The organism is Natronobacterium gregoryi SP2, assembly GCF_000230715.2.
In the GTDB taxonomy this organism is placed as follows: Archaea; Halobacteriota; Halobacteria; order Halobacteriales; family Natrialbaceae; genus Natronobacterium; species Natronobacterium gregoryi.
Map to the genome: position 1 here is coordinate 1,649,661 of NC_019792.1, position 13,781 is coordinate 1,663,441.

Sequence of the window (13,781 nt, forward strand, 5' to 3'; positions counted from 1 at the left end):
GTTCGTGGTTCCTAGGTCGACTGACACGGTCAAATAACAGGGGGAAACGAAATCGAACGGGTCGAACGCGGTCGAACGCGGTCGAGCCCGGCCGAACGCGTTCGGAACCGAGGCTACCGTACGACCGCTTCGTCGGCGTCGGACTCGACGTCTTCGGACTCGGAGACCACGTAGGTCGCGAGATCGAGCATTCGCTCCGAGAAGCCGTACTCGTTGTCGTACCAGGCAAGTACCTTCACGAGGCCGTCCTCGAGGACCATCGATCCCTCGAGATCGACGTACGAGGAGAACGGCAGGCCGACGACGTCCCGCGAGACGATTTCGTCGTCGGTGTATCCGAGGACGCCGGCGAGGTCGCCGTCCGCAGCCTCGCGGATCGCCGCCTCGAGGTCGGCTTTCGTAACGTCGGACTCGAGGTCGACGGTGAGGTCGGTAATCGATCCGTTCGGGACCGGCACACGAATCGCCATGCCGTCGAGTTTCCCCTCGAGTTCGGGGAGGACCTCGGTGGTGGCGACTGCAGCACCGGTCGTCGTCGGGACGATGTTTTCGGCGGCAGCCCGACCGCGACGGCGTTTGCTGCTCGGGCCGTCGATGAGGTCTTGCGAACCGGTGTAGGCGTGAACCGTCGTCAGCAGCCCCGACTCGATACCGAACTCCTCCTCGAGCACCTTCACAACCGGTGCGATAGAGTTGGTCGTACAGGAAGCGTTCGAGACGACGTCAGCCCCGTCGTACTCCTCGTGGTTGACGCCGTAGACGAACATCGGGACCGTCTTCTCGCCTTTCGGCGGGGCGGAGATGACGACCTTCTCGGCTCCGGCCTCGAGGTGCTTTGCGGCCTCGTCGTGGGTCCGGAACAGGCCGGTCGCCTCGAACGCGACGTCGACATCGAGTTCGTCCCAGGGCAGTGCCGTGGGATCGCGCTCGGAGAGGAGGTCGATCTCGCGGTCGCCGACGGAGAGTGTGTCGCCGTCCTGGGAGACGTCCTCGAGTCGGCCGTAGACGGAATCGTACTCGAGCAGGTACGCCATGTCGTCGTCGTCCATCACGTCGTTGATGGCGACGATCTCGACATCATCGTCCGACAGTGCCGCGCGCAAAACGCTTCGACCGATTCTGCCGAAGCCGTTGAGACCGACGCGGACCGTCTCTTCGACCACACTGTACGAAAGTTCACTCATATCCGAGTAGTAAGATGGCCAGCGTTAAATTTGTTCCCCAGTTTAGAACCGTTATGTATTCGCCGACGGAGTGTCGTCGGCACCAGAACGTTCCGGGGCTGCGGATCAACAACCACTTTACGGACATGTCTAGTCGACCACACAGGTGTGAGATACCACATCACTGCACGGCACTCTCCCCAGGTTACTCAATTTCGAGTTAACATATATCAACTTCCTGCAAAAAGGTTATGAGCGTCGGCGGTGGACGTAGACCCATATGCTACGGGTCGGAATCAACGGGTACGGAACCATCGGCAAACGCGTCGCGGATGCTGTCCGCAAACAGCCCGACATGGCGGTCCAGGGCGTCGGGAAACGCAGCCCTGACTACGTCGCAGTTGGGGCCGACGAAGAGGACTACCCCGTCTACGCCGTAGACGAAGACCGTGCCGACGAGTTCCGCGAAATCGGCATCGACCTCGCCGGTACTGTCGACGACCTGGTCGCCGAAAGCGACATTGTCGTCGACGCAACACCGTCAGGCATCGGTGCCGAGAACCGTCCGCTGTACGAACGCCACGAAACACCCGCACTCTTCCAAGGCGGCGAAGACGCGACCGTCGCCGAAGTGAGCTTCAACGCTCGTGTAAACTACGACGAAGCCGAAGACGCCGACTACGCACGGGTCGTCTCCTGTAACACGACCGGTCTTTCCCGATTCCTCGCTCCACTCCACGAGCACTACGGCGTCGACAAGACTCGAGTGACACTCGTTCGCCGCGGCGGCGACCCGGACCAGACCGGTCGCGGCCCGATCAACGACACGGTCCCGGACCCGGTGTCGATTCCGTCCCACCACGGGCCGGACGTCCAGACGATCTTCCCCGAACTCGACATCGACACGATCGGGCTGAAGGTTCCGACGACGATGATGCACGTCCACTCGGTCAACGTCACCCTCGAGAACCGACCCGACGACATCGACGAAGTGATCGACCTGTTCAAAAGCGAAGACCGCATCCTCACGGTTCCCGACTACGCCGGCATCGACGGCGCAGGCACCCTCAAAGATCTCGCACAGGACGCCGGCCGACCGCGGGGAGACATCTGGGAGAACTGCCTCTGGGAAGAGTCACTGACCCTCCAGGGCCAGGATCTGTACTGCATGCAAGCGATCCACCAGGAGGCCGATGTCGTCCCCGAAAACGTCGACGCGATCCGTGCGCTAGAGGGAGATCACTCCGGCCCGGAGAGTCGAGCGCTTACGAACGAAACGCTCGGCATCGATCTGGGATACCTCACCGACCGAACCGATCTCACGGCCAACCGAGGAACGCCCGACGAATCGCTGGCGGACGACTGATACGGATTACTGTCCCGATTTACCGGCGCAACCGCCGCCCGGGTCGCGGTTGTGCCGATAATCGGGACACCAGTCCGTACGGGACGAATCGCTGTCCCGTGCTCGTAGTGACCCGTTCCGCAGCGTAGCCCGACCACCGAAACGTGGAAGAAGGCCACCGGCAGAGCGGTCCCGACCCGACCACACAGAAGACCTGATCGGCCGTTGACTTCTTCGATCCGGGGAAAGTTTTTGCACCTCCCATCCTTACGAACATCCATGCGTCGTGACGACCGTGACGAACCCTTCGACGACCTCTTTCGTGAGATCGAACGAATGATGAACGAAATGATGAACAGCGCCGACACTGACGTCGACTTTAGCTCCCCAGGCAACGCCGGAAACGGCTTCGGGACCGACACCCACGTCGACATTCACGACACCGACGACGAGATCCGCGTCATCGCCGATCTCCCAGGCGTCGCAAAAGACAACATCGAACTCGAGTGTGACGGCAAGTCCCTGACGATCTCGGCAAGCAGCGACCGCCGCCAATACGACGAGCGCGTCGATCTCCCGCGTCGCGTCAACGAACACACTGCCTCTGCAACCTACAACAACGGCGTCCTCGAGGTCGTCTTCGAGTCAGCCGAACAGTCCTCGGGTATCAGTCTCGAGTAACGCGGGCGTCGCGGTCGATTCCCGATCGGTTCGGGGTTCCTACTCGTTGCGTTCCGTGTCTGCCCTCGTTCGTATCCCAGACGCCAACCGGTCGTAGAACCCCGACTCGTACTTCGTCGCCTCGTCGATCGTCGGGCGAGCGTTCGTCTCGTTGACCACCAGTCGATCTGCGGTCTCGAGCAAGTCGACGCCGACAAACGGGATCTCGAGAGCTTCGGCGACCGATTCTGCCAGCCGTCGGTGTTCCGCCGGGAGGTCGACACCGGTCGCTTCGGCCCCACGATGGACGTTGTGTTTCCACTGGCCCTCCGCGATGGCCTCGTCGGGAAGTCGGCGTTCGACCGCACCGACACACTCTCGTTCGAGGACCATCACGCGGTAGTCCGTCGCATTCGGTACGTACTCCTGGACGAGAAACGACCGGTCGCCGGTCGCCCGGTAGTCGTGGACCAGCGAGAGATAGTCACAGATTCCCAGAAAGGAATCGAGGTCGTGAGCCTTCGCAACACCGACACCTCGCGTCGTCGAGTTCGGTTTGACGACGACCGGCGGCTCGAACCGCTCGAAGACCTCGGCCAGTTCGCCCTCCGAGACATCGTTCGAGACGTAGACCGACTTCGGTACAGGAAGACCGTCCCGCTCGAGACGCGCGAGTACTTCGGCCTTGTTCCGCGAGGTCGAGACCGTCTCGTGGTCGTTGAGCCACGGTATCTCCAGCAGTGCATCGGCAACCCCACCCTCCATTAGCCGACCGGGATAGACGAAGCCGACGTCGTACTCGTCGGGTCCCCACGGTGGCTCTGTCAGATCCACCACGCGCTCGCTCGCAGGCACGTGATGGACGCGGATACCACGCTCCTCGAGTGGATCGCGCATCCGCTCGAACGTCTCCTGATCGTTGGCGACCGCGAGATCGATCATACCAGGAGTGAGGTGTAGATCGATAAAAAAGTCCAGTTACTGGCCGGGAGTGATACGGCTGACTGACAGTAATCCGTATCAAGTGTCTGCAAAGCGCGTCGTAGAAACGGGAAGCCTCGGGGTCGTTCGAGAGAGCGAAGCTCCCTCGTGATGACGAGAATTTTCGATTCTCGAACCACTTGGCCCCGAGGCGATTCACGCGATCAATTTCTCTTCGCCTTTCTCGACCACGATCCGACACGGCGGCGTGATCTTGTTGTAGGCGCGACGGAACGCTTCCTTGGCGAAGTCGGCGTCGTCGACGTCACACCAGATCGTGAAGATGCGGTCGCCAGCGTCGATTCGCGCGGCGGTGCCGACGATTTTCCCGAACGACTGGCGCATCCCGTCGGAAACACGGTCTGCACCCGCACCGGTCGCCTGCTTGTTCTCCCGAATGACGTTGTGGGGGAACTTACGCAGGATCATCTTGTAGTTACCCTCGCCGGCGTTTTTCAGCATGTAGCGGTTGGCCGAGAGACGTGAGGACTCGAGTGAGCCGTGACGGATCTGGACTTCTTCTTCCGTGACGAGGCTGATCTGGACGGGGTAGTCCTCGGCCTCGGCACCGATGTCGCCCATCTTGTGCTGTGCAATCTTCGAACCCGGGATGCCAGTAATGTATTCACGGCGCGTGTAGGCCGGCTTACTGATGTCCCGGTACATCGAGGCGGGTTTCTCGGACATTGTGGTTACTTACGAAAACGGAAGCCTACCGTGCGGATAAAGGCTTCGAAGCGAACTCTCGCGTTACCGGTCGACCGTTGCGTACTTCGCGTCGACTTTCTCGACGAGGCCCTGACTCGAGAGCGCGTTGAGAACGCTCAAAATTGCGATTTTCTTCATCGACAACGCGCGAGCGAGGTCGGTCGCCGTTGCGCCCCCGGTCGCCTCGAGGTAGAGGTACACCAGTTTCGCCTGCGGCGAATCGATTGCAGGGGGGAGTGGTTCGGTCGGTTCGATCGAACGCTGTGGATCTAGCATACCGGCATCGGCTACGTACCAGGATATAACTCTATGGTGCAGTCGATGAGTACTCTTTAGAGAGCATAGATGGATATATATGTCATATTACTACTTGCTTGAAGACGCTATGAACGGGTGCTCGAGCGACATCGCTCGATCGGCATTCGACGAGAGTGGGGTGTCCCGCTGTAGACGAACCGGTCGACAGGTGGGTTGGCGAACTCGAGTGAGTTGCCACAGCGGTTCGACTGTGAGCCTGTGAACGACGCGGATTTCGTCTGTCGGCGTTTTTAAGGGTCTCCACCGCTAGCATAGAGCATGATGAAGAGTTTCCGGATCGGTTCCCTGTTCGGGATTCCGATCAAACTCGATCTCACGTTCTTGCTGATCCTCCCGGTGTTCGCGTATCTCATCGGGTTTCAGATCGAGCCAGTCATCGAGTTGCTCAACGTAACGATGAATGCCGGTATCGATGTCGGCGCGCTCACGGCCGAATGGTGGCTCCCGTATCTCGTCGGGTTGGCCGCAGCGATCGGGTTGTTCGTCGGCGTCCTGTTTCACGAACTGGGTCACTCGGTGACGGCCCAGCGGTACGGGTTCCCGATCGACTCGATCACACTGTGGCTGCTCGGGGGGATCGCTGCACTGTCGGAGATGCCCGAAGACTGGAAGCAAGAGTTCAACATCGCTATCGCCGGTCCGATCGTCTCGGTTCTCGTCGGAGTGGTGTCGTACGCGCTCTTTCTGGTGACACCCGAGGCGTTCGACGGCGCGCGGTTCGTCCTCGGCTATCTCGCAGTATTGAACGTTGCGCTTGCGATTTTCAACATGGTGCCGGCGTTCCCGATGGACGGCGGGCGGATTCTTCGAGCACTACTGGCCCGAAGTCAGCCGTACGCTCAGGCGACTCAACAGGCCGCCAGCATCGGAAAGATGTTCGCGTTCATCATGGGGCTGTTCGGCCTGTTCGCGTTCAACATCATCCTCATCGCCGTCGCCTTCTTCGTCTACATCGCTGCCTCGAGCGAGGCCCAGCAGGTGACGATGAAGGCTGCGTTCCAAGATGTCACAGTCTCGGATATCATGACGCCAGCCCGGGACCTCCACACCGTCGAGCCCGGAACCTCGGTCACGGAACTCGTCCAGCGGATGTTTACCGAACGCCACACCGGCTACCCGGTCGTCGATCGCGACGCCTGGAGTGACGGCGAACTAATTGGACTCGTGACGCTCGAGGACGCCCGCGAGATCGATCCCGTCGAACGCGACGCCTACGTCGTCGAGGACGTGATGACGACCGACCTCGAGACGATTTCGCCCGACTCCGACGCGATGACCGCGATCGAACGCATGCAGCAAAGCGGCATTGGTCGTCTTCTCGTCGTCGAGGACGACGATCTCGTCGGGTTGATCTCTCGGACGGACCTGATGACCGCCTTCGACATCGTCCAACAAAGCGGCGGGGCGGTCGGACGACGTGACCAGGTCCAACCGGTCGGCAGCATGGATTAACCCCGTCCCAGAGTCGGGCAGCGACGAGGACCAGTGTCGTCACTCTCGCAACCGTCTCGAGCCCCAAGACCAACATTCTTAACCCCGGCCGGAGCCGACGGTTCGCCGATGCCACCGGCCATCGAGACCGTCGATCTCGTGAAGGAGTACGGCGACCTGCGGGCCTTACAGGAACTCTCACTGACTGTCGAAGAAGGCGAATTTTTCGGGCTGCTCGGTCCCAACGGTGCGGGCAAGACGACGTTTATCAACACGCTCGTCGGGCTCGTCCGCAAGACGGGCGGCGAAGCGCGCGTCTTCGGCTACGACGTCGAGGACGACTATCGGGCGGCCCGCGACGCGATCGGGCTCGCTCCCCAGGAGTTCAACGTCGATCGGTTCTTTCCGATCCGGGAGGTCCTGATGCACAAGGCCGGCTACCACGGCGTTCCCGAAGACGAGGCCGCCGAACGGGCGGACGAAGCCCTCAAGCGAGTCGGTATCTACGACAAGCGAAACGAACGGTTCGACTGGCTCTCCGGCGGGATGAAACGGCGCTTGCTGCTCGCTCGAGCGCTCGTCACCGATCCCGACCTGTTGATCCTCGACGAGCCGACCGCGGGGGTCGACGTCCAGTTGCGCCACGACCTCTGGGAACTCGTGACCGAACTCAATGCGGAGGGGACGACGGTCCTGTTGACGACTCACTACATCGAAGAGGCCGAGCGACTCTGTGACCGAGTTGCGATCGTCAACGAAGGGCGGAAAGTAACTGTCGCAACGCCGGACGAACTCAAGAAGCGGGGCACCGACACGGTCTCGGTCCGCCTCGAGTCCCCGATTTCGACCGCAGCGTCAACTCTCGAGGAGAGTCTCGGCGCGTACGCCCACGACGTCTCGACGGGCGCGGCCGGCAACCAACTCGAGGTCCGCGTCGACGACGGTGGATCGACCGCGCCGCGACTGCTCAACGACCTCGAAACCGCGGGCTACGAAATCGCCGATCTCGAGATTTCGCGGACCTCGCTCGAGGAGATCTTCGTGGATCTCACCCGCAGTGAGGACCGGACGGTGACGCGGTCGTCGGCTGCGAGCGAAGACGGTGACGACGGTCCGAAACGCGAACAGGAGGGGGTCGCCCGATGATCTCGGTCGGCTTCCGGGCGCTGTTTCGTCGCGAAGTCTTGCGGTTCGTCCGCCGGCCCAAGAACACGTTCATGCCGCCGGCGATCACGAACGTCCTCTATTTCGCCGTCTTCGGGGTCATTCTCGGTGGCCGGATCGACAGCCCGGTCGAAGGGGTTCCAGGAGCCGATTTCGGCTACATACTCTTCTTGATTCCCGGCCTCGTCGTGCTGGGAACGATCTCGAATGCCTTCGAGAACGCCTCGTTCTCGATCTTCCACGGGCGGTGGAACGAGTACATCCACGAGACGCTGACTTCCCCACTGTCGTACGCCGAGATGGTCGTCGCGTACGTTGGAGCGAGCGCGGTCCGCGGGCTGATCGTCGGCCTGATCGTCGCCATCATCGGCGCGCTGTTCGTCCCGCTGTCGATAGCGAACGGACTCTTCCTGGTCACAACGATGGTCGTCATCTCCGCGCTGTTTGCCGGATTCGGGATCATCGGCGGACTGATCGCTCGAGATTTCGACGACCTGACCGTGATGAACCAGTTCATCCTGCGGCCGCTGGTGTTTTTCGGCGCGGTCTTCTACTCGCTGACGATGCTCGAGCCGATCTGGCAGTACGTCTCGCTGTTGAATCCGATGGTCTACATGGTCGACAGCGTTCGGTACGGGCTGTTGGGCTACTCGGACATGCATTACGTCGCACCGGCAGCGTACGCCGAGTTCGCACCCTATCTCTCGCTTGTCATACTGAGTCTCCTGACGGCTGTCGTCGTCGCTATCGACATCTACCTCTTCAAGACTGGCTACGGGTTGACCGACTGAGATGGTTTGCTGTCAGTCAGTTCCGGCGCGACCGCAAGCTCTCCTGCGGTCGCACCGGGACATCGGGATAGCAGTCCGTATGAGACGGATTGATGGAACTAGTTGCTGCCGATCGCCGACCCCGTTCTGACGACCGGCAGTAAATCGTTACAGCAACCCGTATGAGGCGGGTGATAGCGTCTCCCTGGGCGGAGACCACGTCTGTATGCTCGCCCCAACGCGTAACCACTTTGTAGTCGGTCCTGTCGCTTACCAGTATGAGCGACGATCCCAACCAGGCGGTTCTCCACGAGTTGCTCGCCGGCAACGACGACCACGTCGAGGGACTGGCCGACGACTACTTCGACACCGTCCAGGATGGACAACAGCCCGATGTCGTCGCCGTCTGCTGTTCGGACTCGAGAGTGCCACAGGAACGGATGTGGGGCGTCGACGATCCGGGCACGGTCTTCACGCCGAGTAACATCGGCAACCAGGTCTGGGACGAGGACGAAGGCGAGCGACTCGTCGACGGCGGCGTGTTGTATCCGCTCTATCACGCCGGAACCGACGTCGCGGTCGTCGTCGGCCACACCGGCTGTGGAGCCGTCACCGCGGCTTACGAGGTCGCAACGGGTGGCGCTCTCCCGGGGCCAGAAGGCGTCGACACGTGGGTCGAACAGCTCGTCCCTGTCGTCGAGGAGGGCCTCGAGAGCGATCTCGTCGACACAGAGGCCGAGCGAGAGACGGTCATCAATCAACTCGTCGAGTACAACGTCGATCGGCAGACGAGATACCTCCGAGAGGCTAACGAGGTGCCGGACGAGGTCGATATCTACGGCTTCGTGTACGACTTCCAGGGTGTCTACGGCGACGAATACGGCCGTGCGTATCTCGTCCACGACAATGGTGTGACGGAGCCAGACCGGATAGCTGACCGTCTGCCAGACCGCTACGAGACCGCGACGCGGAGTCTCCTGTACTGACCGCAGCAACGACCAGCGAGACCGATCCTCGTCGCGCCGACACACCGTCGCGCTCGAGCGACGGCGTCTCAGACGGTTTCCTGTCGGTCGTTGCCGGTGCGACCGCTTCGAGGCGTGGTTGGACCGATAGATCGTCACAGCACGCCGCCTCAGGCGGTTTGCTGTCAGTCAGTTCCGGCGCGACCGCAGGGAGGCTCGCGGTCGCGCCGGGACAGCGCGACAGCAGTCCGTATCAGTCACTCTCGTCGCCCACGAACACGGTTTTCAATCGATTCCCACAGTTGGGACAACACAACGTCTGCCACTTCATCGGGTCGAGACCTCCCATCGTCTCCGTACGGCGCGTCTCGGTTTTGCTCACTGTCGTGTCGCAGGTCTTGCAGTGAAACGACTCCGTCTGGCTCATGCTAGAGACGTACGGATCGAGTCATCTTCGCTGTTTGGGACGCCGCCGGGCCGTCGTTTCACCGTCCGCTCAACGAATCGAGTTCAAGAAGTCGAGCCAACGCTTGTGATCCTCGATCTCTTCCGCAGGCGCTTCGGACGTGTACCCGCCTCCCCGGAGGCTCTTGAGGGCGTTCAGCGTGCGGTCGATTCCGACGATCGTATCCGCAATCTCCTCGGCCTCTTCGTACTCAAGCGGTGCTGACTCGAGTCGCTCGACGAGGCGCTCCCGTTCTTCTTGGAGCGAGATCTGCGCCTCCCTGACGACCGGTTTGAGGTCGTCGGGAATACCCTCAACTTTCCTCGTTTCGATGACGAACTCGTCGACAGGGATCTCTTCGTCTCCGATCGTGATCGTGTCCGGAATGGAGATCCCGATAGTTGCACTCGGGCGGTTGACACGCTCGAGTAGTTCTTTCCGCTCGTCCTCGTTCATACTCGGCGATTGGAATTACGTACGTAAGTACTGCAGGAGAACGTCGCGTGGCAGGAACTCATACTGTCGGACAGAAGTCAGTCCGAAGTCGGTCGTGGATTCGCGGCCGTCTCCACCGGTGACGGGCCCAACAGAGCGACCGATCGTCACGTCGTTCTGTCCGGCAGTAGTCCCTTCCCCCTACCCTGGCCTGCCCTGCCTTGCTCTCCCTCCAGCGCAATCGAGTGCAGAACCCGCACGCGCCAGAGAACGCGCCACAGTACCGGAGCGTTTATATGCGTCGGTGCGTTTTTCTCAGAGGCAATGGCGCAAGGAACCGTTGATTTCTTCAACGACACTGGCGGTTACGGATTTATCGAAACTGAGGACGCGGACGAGGACGTCTTCTTCCACATGGAAGACATCGGCGGCCCGGACCTCGAAGAAGGTCAGGAACTCGAGTTCGAGATCGAGCAGGCCCCCAAGGGCCCGCGCGCGACGAACGTCGAGCGCCTGTAGATTCGATTCGGAGCGGTATCGGCACTTGACTGCAGTATTTTACGCTCTCGAGCGACGGCTCTGTCGCTCGTCGGCGTCGATCAACGTTTAGTAGCTGCGTTGCCGACCTGTTGCTATGCCCGATCCGGAACCACTGCTCCGCTCGAGCGAGGAGATCGAGTACGAGTCCGTCGACGCCGCCGACGGCCTCCAGAAAGGTGTTCTGCTAGATGACTCCCACGGCGCGCCGAACTTCGCGCTCCGTCGGTTCGTCCTCGAGCCCGGTACCGACGTGCCAGCACACACCAACGAAGTCGAACACGAACAGTACGTGCTCGAGGGCGAGTACACCGTGGGAATCGGCGACGAAGAGTACGAGCTGTCGGCCGGAGACTCGCTACTCGTTCCGGCTGGCACGGTCCACTGGTACCGCAACGAAAGCGACAATCCCGGGGCCTTCCTCTGTGCGGTGCCAAACGGCGACGACGAAATCGTACTACAAGACTCGCAGTGAACGGTCGGTCGCCGCCGGTCGGCACACAGGTCGCGCGGCCCGACCCGTATCGCGGCTTCTCTGTCGGTTCCGACTGGTCGGAGGGTCGGCAAGCCGCTGTGTTGACACTGGGTCCCGCCAGTCGTCGAAACCGAGTCCGAATCGCTCAAGTGCGCTACCCGCATATCACGTTCCGTGTCGAAGCAGGTCCAGCAGGTCGATACGATCTTCTGTCACGAGACGGGAGACGACTACCTCACCATCGTCGAGCGGGACGGCGAACGGCTGTTCCGGGCGAAACTCGGTCTCTCGGAGACCTCGGCCGGTCCCCGGCCCGCCAAGTTCCGGCTGAAGCAAGGTTCGACCGAAGAGCCACGCCAGCCCGACGAGTTCGTCGAACTCGCACGCCGTGCGAAGCGAATTCGAATTTCGGAACAGACCTCGCAAAGCGCACGCGAAGAACTGATGGAGATGTTCTCGGGCTATCAGCTCGAAAATAAAGCGAAAGCCGTCAGAACCTGCCGGTACTGTGCCTCTGCGGGCCGGTACTCTCCAATTACGACCGAAACCGCGGTCAAAGACGACCAAGACTGGATCTGCCAGGACTGTGCACGTCAGGAACTCGAGCGTCAACTCACCTACAGCAGCGGCGGCGAGGTGACGGGAACGGCGAAAGAACGACTCGAAGAACTAATGCTCGAGGTACAGGACCTCCAGCGGATCGTCAACCTGCTGCAGGGACAACTCGATCCCGACCTCACGAAGTTCGATACGATTTCGGCGACGACCGACGAAGTCGACCCCGTCCGTGTGGACTCGCTGAACCTGCATCCGGGCCTGCAGAACCTACTCGAGGACCGGTTCGAGACGCTACTTCCGGTACAGAGTCTCTCGGTCGAAAACGGGCTGTTCGACGGTGACGACCAGCTCGTGGTGTCGGCGACGGCGACCGGGAAGACCCTAGTCGGTGAGATGGCCGGAATCAATCGCGTGCTCAACGGCAAGGGGACGATGCTCTTTCTCGTCCCGCTGGTCGCGCTCGCGAACCAGAAGTACGAGGACTTCACCGAGGAGTACGGTCATCTCGTCGACGTCTCTATTCGCGTCGGTGCGAGCCGGATCGCCGATGAAGGCGAACGGTTCGACCCGAACGCCGACGTCATCGTCGGCACCTACGAGGGGATCGACCACGCCCTCCGAACGGGCAAGGAGATGGGCGACATTGGGACCGTCGTCATCGACGAGGTGCACACACTCAAAGAGGAGGGTCGCGGTCACCGCCTCGACGGCCTGATTTCGCGGCTCAAGTACGCCTGCGAACAGCGAGCGAAACGACGCGACGACTACGGAGGAGCACAGTGGGTCTACCTCTCGGCGACCGTCGGCAACCCCGAACAACTGACGAGTGCACTCGAGTCGACACTCATCGAGTTCGAGGAACGTCCCGTCCCGATCGAGCGTCACGTCACCTTCGCCAGCGGTCAGGAGAAGGTCCGCATCGAGAACAAACTCGTCAGACGCGAGTTCGACACCGAGTCCTCCAAGGGCTACCGCGGGCAGACGATCATCTTCACCAACTCCCGCCGGCGGTGTCACGAGATTTCACGGAAACTCGAGTACTCCGCTGCACCGTATCACGCCGGTCTCGACTACAAGCGCCGCAAGAAGGTCGAACGACAGTTCGGCGACCAGGAACTGTCCGCTGTCGTCACCACCGCCGCGCTCGCCGCTGGCGTCGACTTTCCGGCGTCACAGGTGATCTTCGATTCGTTGGCGATGGGGATCGAGTGGCTCTCCGTCCAGGAGTTCCACCAGATGCTCGGCCGCGCGGGTCGCCCCGATTATCACGACAAAGGAACAGTGTACGTGCTGGTCGAGCCCGATTGCACCTACCACAACTCGATGGAGGGGACGGAAGACGAGATTGCGTTCAAGCTCCTCAAAGGCGAGATGGAGCCGGTAATGACCGAGTACGACGAGACAGCAGCCATCGAGGAGACACTTGCAAACGTCACGGTCGGCGGGAAAGCCGCGAAGTCGCTCAACGATCGGATGCTCGGCGAGATTCCGACCAAACACGCCGTCGGCAAACTCCTGCAGTACGACTTTATCGACGGCTTCGAGCCGACGCCGCTCGGCCGCGTCGTGACCGAACACTTCCTCGATCCCGACGAAGCGTTCGTGCTACTCGACGGAATCAGGAAGGACGCCCACCCCTACGAGCTCGTTACCGACATCGAACTCCGAGATACAGACCTCTAGTACTCTGCCAAGCGTCGACTGCTGCGTGAACCCAGACGACCGCATTCGGTTTCACTCATCCGTTCAGGCTTGCCAAAGCACTAGTACCGTCCCAACCGTCGACTGACGGGTCGAATCGGGCCACACCGCCAGATTCGACCCAT

General features: G+C 61.2%; 14 protein-coding genes. 9 read left to right on the top strand and 5 right to left on the bottom strand.

The features are described from left to right. Window positions 1-113: 113 nt before the first annotated feature. Entirely contained in the window at window positions 114-1,184 is a 1,071-nt protein-coding gene (gene gap / locus NATGR_RS08120; RefSeq protein ID WP_005578489.1) for a type I glyceraldehyde-3-phosphate dehydrogenase, read from the bottom strand. 259 nt (window positions 1,185-1,443) lie between these two features. Between gap and NATGR_RS08125 the strand changes: the two genes are divergently transcribed. Then, entirely contained in the window at window positions 1,444-2,529 is a 1,086-nt protein-coding gene (locus tag NATGR_RS08125; RefSeq protein WP_005578485.1) for a type II glyceraldehyde-3-phosphate dehydrogenase, read from the top strand. A gap of 258 nt (window positions 2,530-2,787) precedes the next feature. Further along, window positions 2,788-3,189, top strand: coding sequence for an Hsp20/alpha crystallin family protein (locus NATGR_RS08130; protein WP_005578484.1), 402 nt, complete (start codon window positions 2,788-2,790; stop codon window positions 3,187-3,189). A gap of 39 nt (window positions 3,190-3,228) precedes the next feature. Here the strand turns inward: NATGR_RS08130 and NATGR_RS08135 are convergent, their stop codons facing one another. The 3 genes from NATGR_RS08135 to NATGR_RS08145 all read right to left on the bottom strand — a co-directional run bounded on the left by NATGR_RS08135 (window position 3,229) and on the right by NATGR_RS08145 (window position 5,133). Then, window positions 3,229-4,110 (bottom strand): ATP-grasp domain-containing protein, encoded by an 882-nt coding sequence (locus NATGR_RS08135; RefSeq protein WP_005578483.1) that lies wholly within the window; start codon window positions 4,108-4,110, stop codon window positions 3,229-3,231. Window positions 4,111-4,305: 195 nt separating this feature from the next. Next, window positions 4,306-4,836 (bottom strand): 50S ribosomal protein L16, encoded by a 531-nt coding sequence (locus NATGR_RS08140; RefSeq protein WP_005578482.1) that lies wholly within the window; start codon window positions 4,834-4,836, stop codon window positions 4,306-4,308. A 63-nt stretch (window positions 4,837-4,899) separates the two neighbouring features. Continuing rightward, window positions 4,900-5,133, bottom strand: a complete 234-nt coding sequence (locus NATGR_RS08145; protein ID WP_005578481.1) for a helix-turn-helix domain-containing protein — start codon at window positions 5,131-5,133, stop codon at window positions 4,900-4,902. 300 nt (window positions 5,134-5,433) lie between these two features. On the opposite strand from NATGR_RS08145, the gene NATGR_RS08150 reads away from it, so the two are divergent. The 4 genes from NATGR_RS08150 (at window position 5,434) to NATGR_RS08165 (ending at window position 9,526) form a co-directional block, all read left to right on the top strand. Then, window positions 5,434-6,627, top strand: a complete 1,194-nt coding sequence (locus tag NATGR_RS08150; protein WP_005578480.1) for a CBS domain-containing protein — start codon at window positions 5,434-5,436, stop codon at window positions 6,625-6,627. A 108-nt stretch (window positions 6,628-6,735) separates the two neighbouring features. Further along, window positions 6,736-7,752, top strand: a complete 1,017-nt coding sequence (locus NATGR_RS08155) for an ABC transporter ATP-binding protein (protein ID WP_005578479.1) — start codon at window positions 6,736-6,738, stop codon at window positions 7,750-7,752. Next, on the top strand, window positions 7,749-8,561 hold the full coding sequence (locus tag NATGR_RS08160; RefSeq protein ID WP_005578478.1) for an ABC transporter permease: 813 nt from the start codon (window positions 7,749-7,751) through the stop codon (window positions 8,559-8,561). The genes NATGR_RS08155 and NATGR_RS08160 overlap by 4 nt, the downstream gene beginning before the upstream one ends. A gap of 257 nt (window positions 8,562-8,818) precedes the next feature. Next, window positions 8,819-9,526 (top strand): carbonic anhydrase, encoded by a 708-nt coding sequence (locus NATGR_RS08165; RefSeq protein WP_005578477.1) that lies wholly within the window; start codon window positions 8,819-8,821, stop codon window positions 9,524-9,526. Between the two features lie 475 nt (window positions 9,527-10,001). Here the strand turns inward: NATGR_RS08165 and NATGR_RS08170 are convergent, their stop codons facing one another. Further along, window positions 10,002-10,406 (bottom strand): DUF5788 family protein, encoded by a 405-nt coding sequence (locus tag NATGR_RS08170; RefSeq protein WP_005578475.1) that lies wholly within the window; start codon window positions 10,404-10,406, stop codon window positions 10,002-10,004. 303 nt (window positions 10,407-10,709) lie between these two features. On the opposite strand from NATGR_RS08170, the gene NATGR_RS08175 reads away from it, so the two are divergent. The 3 genes from NATGR_RS08175 to NATGR_RS08185 all read left to right on the top strand — a co-directional run bounded on the left by NATGR_RS08175 (window position 10,710) and on the right by NATGR_RS08185 (window position 13,638). Then, a complete protein-coding gene (locus tag NATGR_RS08175; RefSeq protein WP_005578474.1) occupies window positions 10,710-10,904 on the top strand; it encodes a cold-shock protein in 195 nt (64 codons plus the stop codon). A 115-nt stretch (window positions 10,905-11,019) separates the two neighbouring features. Next, window positions 11,020-11,397: a cupin domain-containing protein gene (locus NATGR_RS08180; RefSeq protein WP_005578472.1), complete on the top strand. Its 378-nt coding sequence runs from the start codon at window positions 11,020-11,022 to the stop codon at window positions 11,395-11,397. 174 nt (window positions 11,398-11,571) lie between these two features. Further along, entirely contained in the window at window positions 11,572-13,638 is a 2,067-nt protein-coding gene (locus NATGR_RS08185; protein ID WP_005578469.1) for a DEAD/DEAH box helicase, read from the top strand. The last annotated feature ends 143 nt before the right edge of the window (window positions 13,639-13,781 follow it).